This is a genomic window from Gemmatimonadota bacterium (assembly GCA_041390105.1).
In the GTDB taxonomy this organism is placed as follows: Bacteria; Gemmatimonadota; Gemmatimonadetes; order Longimicrobiales; family Gaopeijiaceae; genus JAGQIF01.
This window is the reverse complement of sequence record JAWKQO010000001.1, coordinates 312,447-330,232: the sequence shown is the minus strand read 5'-3', so window position 1 is coordinate 330,232 and position 17,786 is coordinate 312,447. Positions and strand designations below refer to the sequence as shown.

Here is a 17,786-nt window from a genome sequence, read left to right as displayed (position 1 = left end):
GTGGGCGTCTCCGTCACACCGCCGGATAGAACGAAAAGGGCCGGAGGGTTCCCCCTCCGGCCCTGGCGCATCATCCCAAGGGATGTGCGAATCAGGCTGCGGCCAGGGACTCCTTGACCCGAGCAGCGACGGCCCCGAACGCGTCCGGGTCCCGCACGGCCAGGTCCGCCAGTGCCTTGCGGTCCAGCTCGATGCCGGCCCGCTTCATCCCGTCCATGAATCGCGAGTACGACAAGTCGTGCTCGCGGGCCGCGGCGTTGATCCGCGTGATCCACAGGCGCCGGAAGTCCCGCTTCTTCTTCTTGCGGTCCCGGTATGCGTGTTCCCACCCCTTCTCGACCGCGTCCTTGGCGGTCTTGTAGAGGTTCTTGCGGCCGCCGAAGTACCCCTTGGCGGCACGGAGAATCTTCTTCTTGCGCTTCTTGCGCGCGGGAGCTCCCGTCGAGCGTGGCATCGGTGGTTCCCCCTATCCCTGCAGCAGCCGCGAAACGCGCCGCTCGTCCGCCTTGGAGACGAGGGTGGCCTTACGCAGACGCCGCTTCCGCTTGGTCGTCTTCTTGGTGAGGATGTGGCTCTTGTTCGCCTTCATCCTGCGGATTTTTCCCGTCCCGGTCTTCCGCAAACGCTTCGCGGCTCCCCGGTTGGTCTTCATCTTCGGCATCGCGCCCTCTGTGACCTCTTCGCGCCGGCTATTGCCGGGTGTTGATGGGCGCCAGCACCATGGCCATCACGCGCCCTTCGAAATTGGGTTCCTGCTCCACCTTGGCGACGTCGCCCAGGTCCTCCATGATCCGCTCCAGCACCTCGACCCCCAACTCGGGGTGCGTGACCTGCCGCCCGCGGAACATCATCGTCACCTTGACCTTGTTGCCCTCCTCCAGAAAGCGGCGGGCATGTCGGGTCTTGAACTCGTAATCGTGCTCTTCGATTCCCGGTCGGAACTTCACTTCCTTGACCTGGATGACGTGCTGTTTCTTGCGGGCCTCGCGAGCCTTGCGGGCCTCTTCGTACTTGTACTTCCCGTAGTCCATCATCTTGACCACGGGTGGACGGGCTTCCGGTGCGACTTCCACCAGGTCCAGTCCCTTTTCAAGGGCCCTCTGACGGGCATCGTCGATGGAGACGATTCCGATCTGTTCTCCGGCGTCTCCGATCAGGCGGATCGGGCTGATCCGGATCTGCTCGTTGACGCGGGTGCGCTTGTCCGTGATGGCGCTACCTCCGGCTCGGGTGTCGCTCGCCCGTGCGAGCGAGGGCTTCCATTGCAGAAACGAAAAAGGCCCGATCTTTCAATCGGGCCAGTCGAGATCCCACGTCCGAACCCGAACGCGTGGGGGGGATCCCTCCATCGACCCGGCGATACCCCGTTGGGGATCGACAAGGTGGGGGCCTCACCAGGCCCCACTTCTCTGCACTGTCGAATGGGCAATTTCGCCCGGGAACCGGCCTGGCGTCAAGGCTTTCCGGCCGCCGCCCGCCCGCGCTACCCCCCCTGCCCGTCCAGGGCTCGGGTGCGGATCTGCTCCCTGACCAGGGCCTGGAAGGCGGCCCGCTCCATCACCTCCTGCTTCTTCCCGGCCCCCCGTCGCCGCACGGCCGCCGTCCCCGACTCGGCTTCGCGCTCTCCGATAACGGCCATGTAGGGCACCTTCATCAGCTCGGCGTCCCGAATGCGGGCACCCAAGGTCTCCCGGTCCGACAGGGTGGCGCGAATGCCGGCCGCCGTCAGCTGGTCCACCAGGGCCTGGGCACTGTCGCGCCACTGCTCGGCCACCGGGAGGACCCGGACCTGCTCGGGCGCCAGCCACACGGGGAAGGCCCCGGCGTAGTGCTCGATGAGCCCACCCACGAAGCGCTCCATGGAGCCCACCAGGACCCGGTGCAACATCCAGGGCCGGTGCCGCTCATTGTCCTCCCCGATGTACTCGAGCCCGAAGCGCTCCGGCAGGTTGAAGTCGAGCTGGACGGTCGGGCCCTGCCAACGGCGCCCCAGAGCGTCGATCAGCTTGAAGTCCAGCTTGGGTCCGTAGAAGGCACCCCCGCCCGGATCGAGCTGGTAGGGCAGGCCCCGTTCGGCGAGCACGCGCGCCAACACCTTCTCGGCCGCCTCCCACTGTGCCGCGGACCCCAGAGCCTTCTCGGGACGCGTGGCCAACTCGATGGTGTAGGGATATCCGAAGGCGGTCAGCATCTCGTCCACGAGGTCGAGCAGACGCTCGATCTCGCTGGGGACCTGCTCCTCGGTGCAGAAGACGTGGGCGTCGTCCTGCGTGAACCCCCGCACCCGCAGCATCCCGTGCAGGACACCGCTGCGCTCATAGCGGTAGACCGTACCAAATTCGGCGTAGCGCAGCGGCAGCTCCCGATAGGAGCGCTGTCGGGCCTGATAGATGGTGATGTGCCCGGGGCAGTTCATCGGCTTGGGCCGGTACCGGGCCCCTTCCACCTCCATCGCGCCGAACATGCCGTCGGCGAAGTTCTCCAGGTGCCCGGAGATCTCGAAGAGCTTCTCGCTCATGACGTGCGGCGTGTAGACCAGATCGTAGCCATGTCGCTGCACCAGGTCGCGCTCGAAGGTTTCGATCTCGGTCCGTACGATGCCGCCCCGGGGATGCCACAGGATCAGTCCGGGGCCGACGCGCGCGTCGACGGAGAAGAGATCGAGCTGCTTGCCCAGGACCCGGTGGTCGCGCTTCTTCGCCTCCTCGAGCCGGGCGAGGTGCGCCTCCAGATCCTTCTTGCTGAAGAACGCCGTCCCATAGATGCGCTGCAGCATCTGGCGGTGCTCGTCGCCCCTCCAGTAGGCGCCGGCCGCCGAGAGCAGCTTGACGTTCTTGATGCGTCCGGTGCTGGGCACGTGGGGACCCCGACACAGATCGAGGAAGGGGCCGTTGCGGTAGACGGTGATGACGTCGTCGTCGCCCAGCTCCTCGAGGCGCTCCAACTTGAGCGGATCGTCCGCGAAGAGTCCGCGCGCCTCGGCCTTGTCCACCTGTCGCCGCTCGAAGGGCTGATCCGCTTCGAGCACCGCGGCCACGGCCCCCTCGATCTTCTCGAGGTCCTCCGGAGTGAACGGCGCCGGCACCTCGAAATCGTAGTAGAAGCCGTCCTCGATGGCGGGCCCGAACCCGATCCCGGCACCCGGGTTCAGCGAGCGCACGGCCGTGGCCAGCACGTGGGCCGCCGAATGGCGCAGCACCGCCAACGCCTCCGGGTCCCGTTCCGTCAGGATGCGCAGCTGGACGTCGCCCTCCAGTGGGCGCATGAGGTCGATGACCTCGCCCCCGACCTCTGCCGCGAGCGCGGCCTTGGCGAGCCCGGGACCGATCTCGGCAGCCACGTCACCAGCAGTGGCCCCGCGGGGCAAGTCGATCACTTTCCCGTCGGGAAGCGTGACGTTGATCCGATCGTTGGACATGGGTCTTCAGAGTGTCGCGGCCGGGCCTACCGTGCCCGCGCGCGCCGAGGATCTGCGAGGATGGAGACCATCCGGACGAGTACCGACCAAGCTAACAGGTCGTCGCGGGGCTGGGGAATCCGGCGCCCCTGGCACAGACCTCGCTTGGCGCTGGTTGCGCGCGGGCGTCGCGACGCCGAGCCTTCGCGCTTCCGCTGGCTCCGGGCTGATACGGCGCCGCACATCGTTCCGCAGCTCGGAGAGCCGGACTGCCCTGAATACGCGACCCCCCGCCTCGGACGGCTCCGCTCAGCGGGACGTGGCCCGTGGGTTCATGGCGCTCGGCCTCGGCGAGGCAGCGGCACGCGTCCTCACGTTCCTGGGCCACGCCCTCATCGCCCGCAGACTGGGCGTGGGTGTCTACGGCGTGGTGTCGTTGGCCTCTGCCGCCTTCCTCTACCTCCAGCGGATCGCCGATGCCGGGCTCACCCAAGGGCTGGGCCTCAGGGAGCTGGCCGCCGATCCGGACAATGCCGAGCGCCTGGCGCCGTCCCTCATCGTTGCGCGCCTGGCGCTCTCGGTCGCGGTCGCGGTGCTCGTGGTGGCGGCGGCGCTGCTCTTCCTACCGCAGCCGGACGGCACCGTGGTCGCGGTCATGGCGCTGGTGCTGCTCCCCTACGGAGCCAGCCCCCTCTGGGTGGCTCTCGGGCTCCGTCAGACGCGACCCGTGGCCACCTCGCGGACCCTCGCCGAGGCAGCGGTGCTGCTGCTGTTGGTCGTGGGAGTGCGCGACGCCGGCGACGTGGCCCGCGTGCCGCTGGCGCAACTGATCGGCGAGGGCGTCGCCGCCGTGCTCGTCGGTCTGGCGCTCCGTCGGGTGGGACTCACGCTGCGACCCAGGTTCTCCTGGACGCGGGTGCGTCCGTTGGTCGGGCGGGCGCTGCCCCTGATGCTGTCCGGCCTCATGGCGCTGGTGGTCTACAACTCGGACTTCTTCTTCCTGCGCATCTTCCGGGACTCGCACGCCGTGGGGCTCTACGGCGTCGCGTACATGCTGGTGTCCTTCCTGCTCAACCTCGGCACCGCCTTCAACCAGAGCCTGCTCCCCACCCTGACGGGCCTGGGCGCGGACCGCGCGGCCGAGCAGGAGCTGCACGACGCGTCCATGGCGCATGTCTGGGCGCTGACGCTGCCGGCGGCGGTCGGCGGCATCGTGCTCTCCGGAGGCATCATCGGCCTCGCGTTCGGAGAGCGCTACGCGCAAAGCGCGTCGGCGTTGGCCTGGCTGCTCCCCTCGGTACCCCTGGTGTTGATGCGCGGCGTGTCGACCATGGCACTGATCGCTCGTGGGCGTGAGGATCGCGTGCTCCGCATCAACCTGATCGCGACGGGTGTGAATCTGGCCCTGAACTTCGCGCTCATCCCGGGGCTAGGCATCCTGGGCGCCGCGCTCTCGACCGTAGGGACGGAGACCGTGCGCCTGGCGGCCGCGTTCGGACACGCGCGCGCCGAAGGGTTCGGCCTCACGTTCCTTCGACGGCTGTGGCGACCCCTGGTGGCCGCCGCCGTCATGGCCGTGGCGCTGCACGTGGCAGGTCTGCACACTCTGCTGGCCGTCCCGGCAGGGGCCCTCGTCTATGGGGCTGTGTTGACGGCACTGGGAGGACTGCGTTGGACCGGCGGGCGGCCCCAGCTTGCCGTATGACGCCTGGCCAAACAGAGCGGGTCTGTCGTTCCCACGGCGACACACCCACGAGCCCGCTGCACGCGGGGTGCCCCCCTTGTGAAGAGCTTCTAGGCGAGAGGGGGAAGGCGGCAGGCGTAGATGTCTCCGCTCCCCAACGTGCCGTCGAACTGCTGGCGTGAGTCACAGTCGTCGCTGATCCAGCGCGCGAGATCCGGATGCGTGTTCTCGAGATAGCGCGGGAAGACGTAGACGACCCACACGCTCCGCCCCTGTTCGCGCCACTCGCGCACACGCTCTTCCTCGCCTTCCGCAATCGCCGACCAGGGGCGCGGCAGATAGTGCTGGAACGGCCAGACCGACACGCCGACCGTCACAATGGTCGTTCCGTCCGGCACGTTCTCATCCATCCAGGTCGCCGCACCGACCCAGTCCTGCTTGGGGAAGCGGTAGTCGTACTCGAGCGAGCGGGCGAAGACCAGCGCGATCAGCACTGTGACCGTCGTCGCCAGGCGCCGGCCCAGTACCTCCGCAACGGGTCCGCGCCGCAGGCGCTCAGCCAGGAACGAGCTGGTCGCGAACACGCCGCGCGCCAGGACTAGCATCGCGAAGCCGACCAGGAAGAAGAAGAACCGGGGATACATCGTCCCACGCGCCAGAAGGGCGCCGGCGATCGTGACCACGCCCGGGACCACGAACAGCGCGAACGCCAATGGGCGCCGGCGCAGGTAGCTCGCCAACCCGACCGCGAACAGCGTTCCTCCCGCCAGCAAGCCCGGACCTGCCCCCACCCCGGTGGACAGCACCCGGCCCAGCTCGGCCACCGCCCAGGCGGGCGTGGAGATGCCGCGCAGCTGGGACGGGCGATTCAGGAAGAAGTGCAGCACATCGCGCATCATGGGCGCGTAGAGCAGGAGCGTGATGAGGCCCGACAACACGAGCGCGGCCAGCGGGCGCATCCAGGTGCGGAACCGGTGACCTTCGGAGTCGGGCACCAGCTGCAGGCCCAGGAGGACCAGCAGGTGTGCGACTGCCACGAACACCATGGTCAGGTGCGTGTACGCCCCCAACCCCACAACCAGGCCGTACGCCACTACAGCGCGCCAGCGCTCACCTTCCAGGATCCGGAGCAGGAACTCCGTGGAGAGCACGGTCATCAGCGCGATGATGGTGTATCCGCGTGCGTTCTGCGAGAACCACACATGGTGGTAGGACACGGCGAGCAGCAGGGCCGCGGACAGCGCCTCGCCCCGGGTCACGAAGCGGCGCCCCAGGTGATACACCATCGGAACGGTGGCCACTCCGGCCAGGAATGCCGGCAGGCGGATCACGCGGTTGGACTCGCCGAGCCAGGCGACGGCGCGATTGGCCAGGAGCGAGTAGAAGGGATGCTGTGTGTCGCCCGTGAAGGTGGTCAGCAGCTGGCCGAAAGGCACCCGGTACGACTCCACCAACGAGTACATCTCGTCGACCCAGAGGCCGCCGTCCAGGTTGATCCAGCGAGCCAGGGCGGCCAACCCGGTGAGTGCGACGACGGCCCAGATCCAGCGGCGCTCGCTCATCGCGCCCCCGGCTTGCGCGCGACGGCGCTCAGCAGGGGCCCCACGGCGAACAGCAACGCCCGCAAGCCCGGTGTACGCCGCACCCATTCGTACGCTCCGATCGCGAAAGCGATGGGACCGTGGAAGTGCGCGCGTTGCTCCTTAGAGAAGCTCGGCAGGAAGAGGCGTGGCACTGCGAACCCGGCTCCCAGCAGCAGCGCGCGCAAAGACCCCGCCGAGAGAAGGCGACGTACCGGTGGGATCGCACCCTTGGCCCGCGCGTAGCGGGCGGTCGCTCCCTCCGGAAGCAGGCTCCCCAGTGGGAGTCCGGTGTGCGGGTCCGGCCCCACGGAAAAGCGGTTGGGTGTGGACAGGAAATACGCACCCTGGGGGCGCAGCACCCGGAAGACCTCGGAGGCCGCCCGTGGCTGATCCCGGCAATGTTCGATGACGGAGTCCATCGTCACCACCGCGAACGCAGCGTCACGGAACGGGAGTGCCTCGGCGTTGGCGCAGAGCAGAGGCAGGTCCAGCCCCGCCTCCTCCAGACGCTTCTTCCCCAGCACCAACCAGCGGAAGGCCACGTCAACGCCCACCGCGGACGACGCACCCGTCCGGGCGGCTGCGACCAGGAGTGGGCCGGTGCCACAACCGACGTCCAGGAACGCGTCGTCGAGGGCCGAGCCGTCCGCCTCGGTCCGCCACCGCTGCAGAGACGTCAGCGCGCGGGGGCCGGCCGCGAGCAGCCCACGTTTGTACATCGCGGCGTCCTTGGCAGGCACCACCGAAGTCATCGAATAGTAGTGGTCGATCAGCGCCTCGAAGGTCCGCCCGGCCGCAGCCGCCGCGACCGCCCTTCCCTTCTCACGATCCGCCTCGATGCCGATGTAGGGGTCAGGCCAGAGCCGCAGGTCGGGAATCCCCGCAATCACCGGGTAGTCGGCTCCACAGCTGTGGCATCGCCACGACTGCGGGTCGGCCCCATCCAACTCCCCCCGACAGGAGGGGCAGACGACGTCGATTCCCTTGAAGTTCATGGACCGGGGGCGGATTTCCTGGCAAATACGCGGATTGGTGGACTCACCGTCGGATAGTCCAGCGGCGGTCGTCGCACCCAAGGCAGCAGGGAGCGGGTCTCGAACGTCCGCACCAGCGCATAGTCCGTGCCTCCCTCCAGCAGCGCGGCGTACAGGCTTGGAGGAAGCGAGATGTTGTGCGGTCCGCTGGTGGCCTGGGACGTATGGTCGGGAACCACGAGGATGAAGCGCGGACGGCGCTCCTCCCATCCGGCCAGAACGTCACGCGTGGTGGCGGTCGTGGTATCGGTGGGGTTCAGGATCCCGAGATAGGTGGTGGCCTGCCGAGAGACCACGCCGGCCTTCAGCGGCGGCAGCTTCTGGAACGGGCCGAAGTGCTCGACCACGTCCCCGACCTCGGTGCGTTCCGCCAGCCAGGCGCCGGCCTCCACCCGGGAATCGTGCAACATGGACCAGGTCAGATCGACGCCGCGCGAGAGGCCGAGGGCCACCGCCAACCCAGCGGTGACCGAGGCGATGCGCGCCCACGGTGCCGAAGCGCGCCACCCCAGCACGGCGAGACGCGCCACGAACGGCGCGAGCAGCAACGCCGTCGGAAGGAGATAGCGGAGCTGTGACACACGGGCCCCGACGAACATGTATCCCGCGTAGCCCAGGAGCGGGAGCAGCAGCGGCCAGCGGTCCCGTTCGCGGGCGAGCACCCAAAGGATGCCCGCCGCCGCCAGCAGAAGGCCCGGCAGCGTCAAGACATCCACCAACAGCCCAGCCTGGCGGCTGAGATACGCGAGGGAGCTCTCCAGATCCATCGCGTAGGTGCGGATGACCCAGTCGCCCGTTCCCGAAGCAGCGATGCGGGACCGCTCGCCGATGAAGCGCAGATGCGCGAGGTAGCGTCCAGGTTCGATGAACAGACCGCTCCCCACACCCAATGCCAGCAGCGACGCGATCAGTCCCGACGCGTTCGCCCGCCACGAGAAGCCGTCGCGCCCGGCCGGGGCCCAACGCAGCCCCAGCAGCGTCACGACCGGCAGCAGCAGGAACGCGCCAGCGGCGGCCTCCTTGGTCGCCAGCGCGCAGCCGGCCCACACGCCCAGCCAGGCCGCTCGGCGCACGCTCCATCCACGCCGGAGCCCGGTGGCGTAGCTGGCCACGGCCAGCGCCACGAATGCCAGCATCGGGACATCGACGTTGCCCGTGCGCGCGTAGTAGAACATCGGGTAGAGGCTCACCACTACCGCAGCCGTCCACGCACCCGTGGCGCGGTCCCACGCCATCCTCCCGATCCAATACGCCGCGGTCACGCACAGCACGCCCAGAAGCACGGTGACGAAGTGGGCGATACCGGAGAGCACGCGCAGGCTGCGTACGGGGTCGGCAAGCCCGAACGGATACTCGCCGCTGGGTGCGCTGAGCCCCCCCGTGAGATACAGCGCCCCCATATAGGGAGTGTAGGCCCCCACGACGAGAAACGGATAGAGCAGCGGGTAGCCGAGATTCCGATCCGGCTGGGGGTGGAGGATGTTCGAGATCTCCGCCAGCGGTCCCAGCGGAGTCTCGTCGTCCACCCCCCAGGACTGGGCGCGCAACGCGTCGGTCGCACGCGGTGCTCCCCACCAGAACGCCGGCGCGTAGCACAAGAATGCGATGAGAGCCACGCGCAGCAGCCAGCTCCGCTCGCTCCGCAGCGTCGGGGGGGTCTCGGCCCCGGTCGGTTCGTCCAACGCTCGGATCAGGTCAGCTGCCGGAGACGTGGAAGGTCCCCATCATGCCCGCTTCGAGATGCTCCGCGATGTGGCAGTGCATCATCCAATCTCCCGGATTGGTCATCTCCACCAGGAAATCGACGGTCGAGCCGACGGGCACCACGGCGGTGTCCTTCCACACCAGATTCTCTGTCGGCACTCCATCCCGGCTCAGCACCAGAAAACGCTGCCCGTGCATATGGAACGGGTGCTGCATCGGGTGAAACGACTTCGGATTGTTGAAGATCCGGATCTTCACCACGTCCCCGACCTTGAAGCGCCAGTCGATGTCCATGTTCTCCAGGCCGGTCGCCGGATCGCGCAGGATCCAGGTGACCTGGTCGCCCGTCGAGAGCCAGTTCATCATCGGCATCGCGTCGTTCCACTCGACCGGTGGGACGTACAGCGTGTCGATAGACATCGATTGCACGACCTGCAGCGGAAGGTTCTGCACCCGCACCGTCAGTTCCAGCTCGTGGTCCGGGGCACGACCGAACTGGTCACGGAAGCGGTCGATGTCCTCGCTCACTTCCGTGAACGAGCGCAACTGGGAGAAAGAAGCCGACAGGTCGGGAGAGGCGGCCGCTTCACCGACCGACACCGTGCCGAGCGTGTCGACGTGTGGGTAGAACTCTCCGCGGAAGTGATTGATGGCCTGGATGGTGTTGGTGATGGCGAAGGTGCCCGGCCGCTCGAAGCGGACGTCGACGACGTAGCGTTCGGCCGGGGCGATCACCACGCTCTCGACCCACTCCTCCCGCTCGAAGCGCCCCACGTCGGAGGCCACGATCTTGGCACGAGCACCGTCGAAGACAACGTTGAAGGTGCGGGTGTTGGCCACGTTGGTGAGGAAGAAGCGCACGACTTCGCCCTGAGCCACTTCCTGCGTGTAGTCTGGCACACCATTGACGAGCATCACCGTGCCGAAGCGACCCATGAGGGCGTGGGTGGGGGAAGACTCCCCCCAAGGGATCATGCCGTGCTCGTCGATCAGCACGTCGTCCAGGACCATCATCTCCTGACGATGTGCAGGACCGTAGTAGTCCGTGTCCGGCGCGTCCACGAGCAGGTTGCCATACAGGCCCAGGTCCTGCTGCACGTACTCGAGCACGTGGGGGTGGTACCAGTAGATGCCGGCATCGCGGACCTTGACCTCGTAGATGAAGGTCTCACCCGGCTCGATCGGGGGCTGCGTGAGCCCCGGCACCCCGTCGAAGCGGTTGTCGATCCTCACGCCATGCCAGTGCACGGTGGTCGGCATTTCGATGCGATTGCTCAGGCGTACGACCACGGTCGCGTTCTGAGGAGCCCGCAGGAGCGGTCCCGGATACTGACCCTCGTATCCGTACATCAGATAGGTGCGGCCGTTGATCGTCCGCCGGACGATGCCCACCTCCATGTCGACGGTGTCTCCGTCCTGGACCGCGATCATCTCGGAGGGGCGGGCCTCGGGGAACGACATGGGGTCGAGGCCGCTGCCGAGCAGGAACGGCGTGACCGGAGGCAGCGCGTCCTCCAGCCCCGGTAACATGGGCATGTTGGGATCCATGGGCGGCATCCGCCACGCCGCGGGATCCGCGGGCGGCATCGCCATGCCATGGTGCTCGTGCTGAGCGGCCAGGGGCCGCGCCAGCCAGAGTGACAGCGCGATCAGGCCGAGCAGCGCCCGGCGCTCAGTAGCCGTAGGACGCACAGTTCTCCTGCTCGAAGGGTCCGTGCCCTGCCATGGTGTGCATGAACCCCGCGCGGGAAAGGCCCCGCAGCGCGACCGGTCCTTCCCACGAACCCCCATCGTGACCGGCCTGCTCCAGCGTGATCACGATCAGGAACTTGTTCCAGCGCACATGCCCGGACGCACCGCCCTGCGCGTCCAGGGTTCCCAGACGTTCCACCTGGTCCAACGTGTTGGTCGCCACCCAGACGGCGTACTCCTTTCCGGGCAACGCGGGCAAACGCGACGTGGAGACGACCACGTCGTAGGCATAGCTTCCATCGCTGGAGAGTTGGACCCCGTACGGGTTGCTGGGAAAAGCCACGTCCACGCGGCCCTGTGAGCGCCGGGCGCCCGGCACCGACGTGGTGGGGACCAGCTCGATGTCGTAGTAGTCGGATGCGCCGGCCGGCGGAGGCAGACACAGCCCCACTCGATCCGTCTCCGCTGCCGTACCCGCGGATCCGAGCCCGAGCGCACCCAGGAGGGGCACCACCGCGAGGCCCCACCGACCCCTCATGTCAGCGGTCCTCGCTCACCGGCCGCCGCGGCGGAGCGTCCCATTTCTGCACGCTGGAGATGTCCGGCATGCCCCATTGCAGCCCGTTCCAGCCGCTGAAGCCGTCCATCTTGAACGTCCAGAAACCCGTCGACATGTCGCTCACGGCAATGAGGCCATCCTCGTTGCGGATGTCGACGCCGAACGTGCCGTTGAACATGGGATAGCGGAAGTCTGGATCGTTGGGCGAGCCCAGATAGGTGTCGTAGTACCCGACCGTGACCGGATTCTTGGGGTCCATCACGCTGAAGATCTGCAGGCCATCGAGGTAGCCGGACACGAAGACGTAGGGCCAGCGGACCTCGTGGTTATGCACCAGGTTGTCCCAGTTGGCGGTCCAGGCGGCGAGCGGCCGGTTCACGTTCTGCACCTGTCCGCTCTCCGCATAGCGGTCGAGCGCTTCCTCCAGGTCGAAGATGCGCAGCGGCGCATACTGGTATTCCGTCTCGGCCACCACGTACCGGCCATCCGGACTCGGCGTGAAAGTGTGCCCGTACTGCACGCCCTGGATGTTGTTGAGCGTGATCATGAGCTTGGGCGCGCTCAGATCCGTCACATCGTAGATGTAATACCCCCCGGTGCCTCCCCCATAGAAGCGGTCGGTGCCGGTCTCTTCGTGGTAGCCCACGTAGAAGTCGTGGTAGCCGCGACCGCCACGATTCGAGGCGTTCTCCGGCACGGGCACGCGACCGGCCAGCGCACGGTCCATGTCTCCCGCGACGACGGCCTCGAGATCGTAGACGTTGGCGTAGGGGCCGCTCACCGTGGTGAACAGGTAGGGCTTCCCGTTGGAATGCTTGTAGATGAAGATGTTGTGGAATCCGCCCTGATGCTGCGGCTCACGGATGCGAGCGACCTCCCGCACCTTGGACACGTCCGGAAGTCCCGTGACGTCCAGAACCACCGCCCCCATGTCGGAGTCGGGCCCGCCCTGGCCGAACTGCAGGGACTGCACCACGTAGTAGCGCCCGTTGGACTTGAAGTACTTCACGTCCATGCCACCGGTACGCAGGTGCAGGTCCTGGTCCTCGATGCGCCACTCGTAGATGACCTTGGGGCGAGCGGGATCGGAGAAATCGAGGATGTCCATGCCCTTCCCTCCCGCCTCCCCGTACTGCATACGGGCGACGTAGGCGTAGGGGCGGTTCACCTCCTGCTCCAGCTCCATGTCGGCGACGGACAACGCATGTCCGAGGGGCACGTGCCCCACCACCTCGATGTTGTCACTTCCCGGATTGAGCGGCGTCCACGGCCCCTTCTGGGCGACGAGGGGCGTCGCCGGCAGGAGCGCGGCAGTCAGGACCAGCGTGGAGAGGTGGCGGCGCATGCAGGCCTCCTTCGAGGGTTCGGACGGATCGCCCCAAGCTAGGTGGCTGCCGCGAAGGGCGGCAACCGAGGCCAGAGGAGGGGCCGCGCGGTGGCGCAGCCGGAGTCGGGACCTGCTCAACCGCCCCGGAGGGACGGCCGAGACTCGTTTCATGTGCCGATTCACGCTCTACCTGGGGCCGCCGATCCGGCTCAGCTCACTCCTCCTGGAGCCGGCGCACTCCCTGATCCGCCAGAGCACCCACAGCCGCGAGCGGGAGGAGCCGCTGAACGGCGACGGATTCGGGGTGGGCTGGTACGCACCCGAGCTCACCCCCGAGCCCGCGGTCTTCCGGTCGATCACGCCCGCCTGGAACAACCGCAACCTGGCCAACCTGGCTCGGGTGGTGACAGCGCCCTGCATCCTGGCCCACGTCCGCGCGGCCACCCAGTTGAGCGGTGTGAACGAGGCCAACTGCCACCCCTTCCGCTACGGTCCGTTGCTTTGCATGCACAACGGTGACGTCGGCGGCTTCGGAGCCGTGCGTCGTCCGCTGCTGGCCAGCGTGTCCGACGAGGCATTCGGCAACGTGTTCGGGAGCACGGACTCCGAGCACGTCTTCGCCCTGATCATCGATGAGCTGGGCCGTCATCCTGAAGCCCTGCTCGGCGCCGCCCGGTTGGCCGACGCCGTCCGGTCCGCCATCTGGCGGGTCGTGGACCTTGTGGCGGACCACGGCGACGGTGCTCCCAGCTACCTGAATGTGGCCATCAGCGACGGGCAGAGCGCGGTCGTGTCCCGGTTCTCCACCGACACCCGGCACGGGCCTGAATCGCTCTACGTCTATCGCGGCGAACTCTACGCTCCCGATCGTGGCCGGGGCGCGCCCCCCGAAGCGCTGGCGGGCGGCCCGTCGGTGGTCGTCTCCTCGGAGCGCCTCACCGACGACCCGGCCTGGGAGGAGGTTCCCGCCAACCACCTGATCGTAGTGGAGCCCGACCGGCCGCCGACGTTCGTCGCCTGCGAGCGACCGGAAGCCGAACGCCTCGCCCGGACCGCCTGATTTCCGGGTCGCCTCCCGACCGCCACCAGGAATCAGCGGCGTGGTCGGCGGCGCAGACCTTGCCTCTGTCGGCGGCGGTCCGCCGACGCGCTCCGGATCCCCGTTGCGGGGGCCCGGGGGACCAGTCTAGCGTCGAGGCACGGGCCTGTCGCCGAGGAGCCCCCCGAGCGCGCCCGGTCACCCCCGATCCAGGTCCCATGGAGCCTTCTTCCCGCCGCACCGGCTGGATCCTCTTCCTCTCCGCGCTCGCGCTCTACGCGCCGGGGCTGGTCTGGGGCCTCCCTCATGCGACCGCACCCGACCGGATCCTGGCCTGGGGCGCGGACGAGGTGGGAACGCTGGGGCCCGTGGCCGAACTGTACAGCGTGTTCCTGAACCCCACGCTCTTCAATCCGCAGTACCCGCTCTTCCACTACTTCGTCATGGCAGCCTTCGTGGTGCCCTACCTGGGGTTCCTCCGCCTCACGGGTGGGCTGGCCGGCCTCTCCGCGGAGTACCCCTACGGACTGGCGGACCCGGTCAGCGCCCTGGCCACCATGACCCTGCTGTCCCGGCTGGCCAGCGTGCTCATGGGCGCCGGCCTGGTGGTGGCGACCTGGAAAGCGGCCTCGATCCTCTGGGGCAAACGGGTGGGGTCGCTGGCGGCCGTGCTCACGCTGCTCGCCTTCCCGGTCGTGTACTACTCCCGCACCAGCAACGTGGACCTCCCCGCCCTGTTCTGGACTTCGCTGGGCTTCCTGGTCTTCGCCCGCTGTCTGGTGGATGGGCTCACGGTTCGGCGGGCCGCGTGGCTGGGGATCTGGGCCGCTGTGGCCGTGGGGACCAAGGACAACAGCTGGGCCTTCTTCCTGGCGATGGGGTTGGCCGTGACGGCACAGCAGCTGCGCGCGCCCGGGACCCTGCGCGAACGGATGAAACCGCTGGCCGCAGGTCTCCTGTCAGCTGCGTTCCTGTATGCCTTCACCAGCGGCCTGGCCTTCCGCCCCGCCCGCTGGAAGGACCATGTCGAGTGGGTGGTGGGCGCGGCTGTCTCCATGGAATACCCACGCTCCCTGCTCGGCGCCCTGGGGCTCGCCGTGGAGATTGTCACTCAGGTCGCGGCCGGGCTCGGATGGGTGGTGCTGGGCGCAGCCCTTCTGGGTGTGGTGTCGAGCCGCCGGAGCCCCCGCACGGCCTGGCCGGCCCTCGCGCTCCTGACCGTGCCGGTACTGACGATCTTTCCGGTCTGGTTCCTGAACTTCCGTTTCGTGCTGCCGATGGTGTGGCTGCTCGCGCTGTACGCCGCCGTGGGCTTCCAGCGCGGCCTGGGCTCGCCCTCCCGGACCACCCGGCGCCTCACCGGCGTGGTGCTCGGGGCGTCCCTGCTCTGGCTGCTGGCCCGAGACGTCGACCTCACCTACCAGAGCCTGCGCGACGCGCGCTATGACATGGGGGACTGGCTGTCCCAGCACGCCTCCGATCAGAGCGTGGGCTACTACGGCTCGTATCGGAAGCTCCCTCCGGTCCCCGCGTCGTTGGAGTGGCGACGGATGCACGATGTGTGCACCCTCGAGCAGTGGGCCCAGGCTCCGGACGTGTTGGTCGTCATCCCCCAGCTCCCCTACGCCCTGGAGCATGAGTGGGAGATCACCGATCCGACCTGGGACGCCCTGATCGACGGCCGACTCGGCTACGAAGCCGTCTGGAGGTCTCCCAACCGAGGCCTGTTCTCACGGCTGCCGATCCCCTTCGTCGACCCTCCGATGCTGATCTTCGCACGGGGCGATTTCCTGGCGGGCCTCCCGACCAGCGCGCGGCGGCTCGATCGGGCCAACGCGCTGCTTCAACCGCTGGAGCCCATCCTCGCCCCGTGGACACGCCGTGCCTGGGGGCTGGTCTGGTGGAAGCAGAACGGGCGCCTGCCCCATCCCTGTGCGCAACGCGGCACCTGGGATCCCTTCGGTCAGGTGCAGCCGCCTCCGGCGTTTCCCTGACGATTCGCCCACCGCCAGGCACGCAAACGAACGAACGCCCCGGTCACTCGTAGGTGACCGGGGCGTCGTCCTCACCAGGCCGGGCGGGGGGCGCCCGACCACTGTGATGACCCTAGTACATGCCGCCCATTCCACCGGGGCCGGGCATCGCCGGCTTCTCTTCCTCCGGCTTCTCCACGACCACCGCCTCGGTGGTGAGCAGCAGGCCCGCGATCGACGACGCGTTTTGCAGCGCCGTGCGGACCACCTTGGTCGGGTCGATGACACCGGCCTCGACCAGATCCTCGTACTCGCCGCTCTGGGCGTTGTAGCCGAAGCCCGACTTCTTGGCTTCGCGCACCCGCTCCACGACGATCGAGCCCTCGGCACCGGCGTTCTCGGCGATCTGCCGGATGGGCGCCTCCAGCGCGCGACGCAGGATCTGCACGCCGATGGCCTCGTCGCCCTCGACGTCCACCTTGTCCAGCGCCTTCTGGGCACGGAGCAACGCGACGCCGCCGCCAGGCACGATGCCTTCCTCGACCGCAGCGCGCGTGGCGTGGAGCGCGTCCTCCACCAGCGCCTTCTTCTCCTTCATCTCGGTCTCGGTGGCCGCACCGACGTTGATGACGGCGACACCGCCGGCCAGCTTGGCCAGCCGCTCCTGCAGCTTCTCGCGGTCGTAATCCGACGTGGACTTGTCGATCGCGACCCGGATCTCCTCGATCCGGCCCTTGATCTGCTTCTCGTCGCCGGCGCCATCGATGAGGGTGGTGTTGTCCTTGTCGATCACGACGCGCTTGGCCTTGCCGAGATCGTTGACGACGGCGTTCTCGAGCTTGTAGCCGACTTCCTCGGAGATCACCTGGCCACCGGTCAGGACCGCGATGTCCTGCAGCATGGCCTTGCGGCGGTCACCGAAGCCCGGCGCCTTCACTCCGCAGACCTTCAGGGTGCCACGCAGCTTGTTCACCACGAGCGTGGCCAGCGCCTCGCCCTCGACGTCCTCCGCGATGATGAGCAGCGGACGGCCCATCTGCGCCACCTTCTCCAGGATGGGCAGCAGGTCCTTCATCGACGAGATCTTCTTGTCGTGGATGAGGATCATCGGATCGTCGAGCACGGCCTCCATGCGCTCGGGATCCGTCACGAAGTACGGCGAGAGATAGCCACGGTCGAACTGCATGCCCTCGACGGTGTCCAGCTCGGTCTCGAGGCCACGCGCCTCCTCGACCGTGATGACGCCGTCCTTGCCGACCTTGTCCATCGCCTCGGCGATGAGCTCACCGATCTCGGCGTTGTTGTTGGCGGAAATGGCGCCGACCTGGGCGATCTCCTTCTTGCCCTTGGTCGCCGTGGACAGCTTCTTCAGCTCCCCGATGATGGCGTCGACGCCCTTGTCGATCCCGCGGCGAATGCCCATCGGGTTCGAACCGGCCGTCACGTTCTTGAGGCCTTCGCCGAAGATCGCCTGCGCCAGCACGGTCGCGGTGGTGGTGCCGTCACCGGCCACGTCGGAGGTCTTGGTCGCGACCTCCTTCACCATCTGCGCACCCATGTTCTCGACCGGATCCTCGAGCTCCACCTCTTTGGCGACCGAGACACCGTCCTTGGTCACCGTGGGGGACCCGAACTTCCGATCGAGCACCACATTCCGGCCCTTGGGGCCGAGCGTCACCTTCACAGCACGGGCGAGCTTGTCGACACCGGCCTTCAAGCGCGCGCGAGCTTCGACATCAAATCCCAGCTCTTTCGCAGCCATTGTCAGATCGTCTCCTCAGGAGATGGAAGCGA

Annotated in this window: 14 protein-coding genes; 3 read left to right on the top strand and 11 right to left on the bottom strand. The window is 67.9% G+C overall.

What is annotated here, in order from left to right; genetic code table 11:
* Positions 1-91: 91 nt before the first annotated feature.
* The 4 genes from rplT to thrS form a co-directional block, all read right to left on the bottom strand.
* Positions 92-454: a 50S ribosomal protein L20 gene (gene rplT, locus R3E10_01485; protein MEZ4414404.1), complete on the bottom strand. Its 363-nt coding sequence runs from the start codon at positions 452-454 to the stop codon at positions 92-94.
* 12 nt (positions 455-466) lie between these two features.
* Positions 467-661: a 50S ribosomal protein L35 gene (gene rpmI / locus R3E10_01480; protein ID MEZ4414403.1), complete on the bottom strand. Its 195-nt coding sequence runs from the start codon at positions 659-661 to the stop codon at positions 467-469.
* Positions 662-689: 28 nt separating this feature from the next.
* A complete protein-coding gene (gene infC, locus R3E10_01475; protein MEZ4414402.1) occupies positions 690-1,211 on the bottom strand; it encodes a translation initiation factor IF-3 in 522 nt (173 codons plus the stop codon).
* A gap of 272 nt (positions 1,212-1,483) precedes the next feature.
* A complete protein-coding gene (gene thrS / locus R3E10_01470) occupies positions 1,484-3,418 on the bottom strand; it encodes a threonine--tRNA ligase (GenBank protein MEZ4414401.1) in 1,935 nt (644 codons plus the stop codon).
* 313 nt (positions 3,419-3,731) lie between these two features.
* On the opposite strand from thrS, the gene R3E10_01465 reads away from it, so the two are divergent.
* Complete coding sequence (locus R3E10_01465) at positions 3,732-5,102, top strand: flippase (protein MEZ4414400.1); 1,371 nt, start codon at positions 3,732-3,734, stop codon at positions 5,100-5,102.
* Between the two features lie 89 nt (positions 5,103-5,191).
* On the opposite strand, the gene R3E10_01460 is transcribed toward R3E10_01465, so the two are convergent.
* The 6 genes from R3E10_01460 to R3E10_01435 are packed head-to-tail and all read right to left on the bottom strand — an operon-like array spanning position 5,192 to position 12,998.
* The gene (locus R3E10_01460) at positions 5,192-6,643 is read right to left on the bottom strand and encodes a glycosyltransferase family 39 protein (GenBank protein MEZ4414399.1); all 1,452 of its coding nucleotides are present in this window, start codon (positions 6,641-6,643) and stop codon (positions 5,192-5,194) included.
* A complete protein-coding gene (locus R3E10_01455; GenBank protein MEZ4414398.1) occupies positions 6,640-7,659 on the bottom strand; it encodes a methyltransferase domain-containing protein in 1,020 nt (339 codons plus the stop codon). The genes R3E10_01460 and R3E10_01455 overlap by 4 nt, the downstream gene beginning before the upstream one ends.
* Entirely contained in the window at positions 7,656-9,380 is a 1,725-nt protein-coding gene (locus tag R3E10_01450; GenBank protein MEZ4414397.1) for a glycosyltransferase family 39 protein, read from the bottom strand. Before R3E10_01450 ends, R3E10_01455 begins: the two co-directional genes overlap by 4 nt.
* A gap of 13 nt (positions 9,381-9,393) precedes the next feature.
* A complete protein-coding gene (locus R3E10_01445) occupies positions 9,394-11,094 on the bottom strand; it encodes a multicopper oxidase family protein (GenBank protein ID MEZ4414396.1) in 1,701 nt (566 codons plus the stop codon).
* Positions 11,075-11,632 carry a hypothetical protein gene (locus tag R3E10_01440; GenBank protein MEZ4414395.1) on the bottom strand — a complete coding sequence of 186 codons (558 nt, stop codon included), beginning with the start codon at positions 11,630-11,632 and terminating at the stop codon, positions 11,075-11,077. Before R3E10_01440 ends, R3E10_01445 begins: the two co-directional genes overlap by 20 nt.
* Before the next feature lies 1 nt (position 11,633).
* Positions 11,634-12,998, bottom strand: a complete 1,365-nt coding sequence (locus R3E10_01435) for a hypothetical protein (GenBank protein ID MEZ4414394.1) — start codon at positions 12,996-12,998, stop codon at positions 11,634-11,636.
* A gap of 151 nt (positions 12,999-13,149) precedes the next feature.
* Here R3E10_01435 and R3E10_01430 point away from each other — a divergent pair, with 151 nt between their 5' ends.
* Together R3E10_01430 and R3E10_01425 are read left to right on the top strand one after the other, a co-directional pair.
* Positions 13,150-14,040: a class II glutamine amidotransferase gene (locus R3E10_01430; GenBank protein MEZ4414393.1), complete on the top strand. Its 891-nt coding sequence runs from the start codon at positions 13,150-13,152 to the stop codon at positions 14,038-14,040.
* A gap of 197 nt (positions 14,041-14,237) precedes the next feature.
* On the top strand, positions 14,238-16,013 hold the full coding sequence (locus R3E10_01425) for a glycosyltransferase family 39 protein (GenBank protein MEZ4414392.1): 1,776 nt from the start codon (positions 14,238-14,240) through the stop codon (positions 16,011-16,013).
* Positions 16,014-16,125: 112 nt separating this feature from the next.
* Here the strand turns inward: R3E10_01425 and groL are convergent, their stop codons facing one another.
* Entirely contained in the window at positions 16,126-17,754 is a 1,629-nt protein-coding gene (gene groL / locus R3E10_01420) for a chaperonin GroEL (protein MEZ4414391.1), read from the bottom strand.
* Positions 17,755-17,786 lie beyond the last annotated feature (32 nt).

Coding starts and splice junctions, on each gene's coding strand:
- R3E10_01460 (MEZ4414399.1), bottom strand. CDS start 6,643: ATGAGCGAGCGCCGCTGGATCTGGGCCGTCGTCGCACTCACCGGGTTG.
- rplT (MEZ4414404.1), bottom strand. CDS start 454: ATGCCACGCTCGACGGGAGCTCCCGCGCGCAAGAAGCGCAAGAAGAAG.
- R3E10_01435 (MEZ4414394.1), bottom strand. CDS start 12,998: ATGCGCCGCCACCTCTCCACGCTGGTCCTGACTGCCGCGCTCCTGCCG.
- rpmI (MEZ4414403.1), bottom strand. CDS start 661: ATGCCGAAGATGAAGACCAACCGGGGAGCCGCGAAGCGTTTGCGGAAG.
- R3E10_01425 (MEZ4414392.1), top strand. CDS start 14,238: ATGGAGCCTTCTTCCCGCCGCACCGGCTGGATCCTCTTCCTCTCCGCG.
- R3E10_01465 (MEZ4414400.1), top strand. CDS start 3,732: ATGGCGCTCGGCCTCGGCGAGGCAGCGGCACGCGTCCTCACGTTCCTG.
- groL (MEZ4414391.1), bottom strand. CDS start 17,754: ATGGCTGCGAAAGAGCTGGGATTTGATGTCGAAGCTCGCGCGCGCTTG.
- R3E10_01430 (MEZ4414393.1), top strand. CDS start 13,150: ATGTGCCGATTCACGCTCTACCTGGGGCCGCCGATCCGGCTCAGCTCA.
- R3E10_01455 (MEZ4414398.1), bottom strand. CDS start 7,659: ATGAACTTCAAGGGAATCGACGTCGTCTGCCCCTCCTGTCGGGGGGAG.
- thrS (MEZ4414401.1), bottom strand. CDS start 3,418: ATGTCCAACGATCGGATCAACGTCACGCTTCCCGACGGGAAAGTGATC.
- R3E10_01440 (MEZ4414395.1), bottom strand. CDS start 11,632: ATGAGGGGTCGGTGGGGCCTCGCGGTGGTGCCCCTCCTGGGTGCGCTC.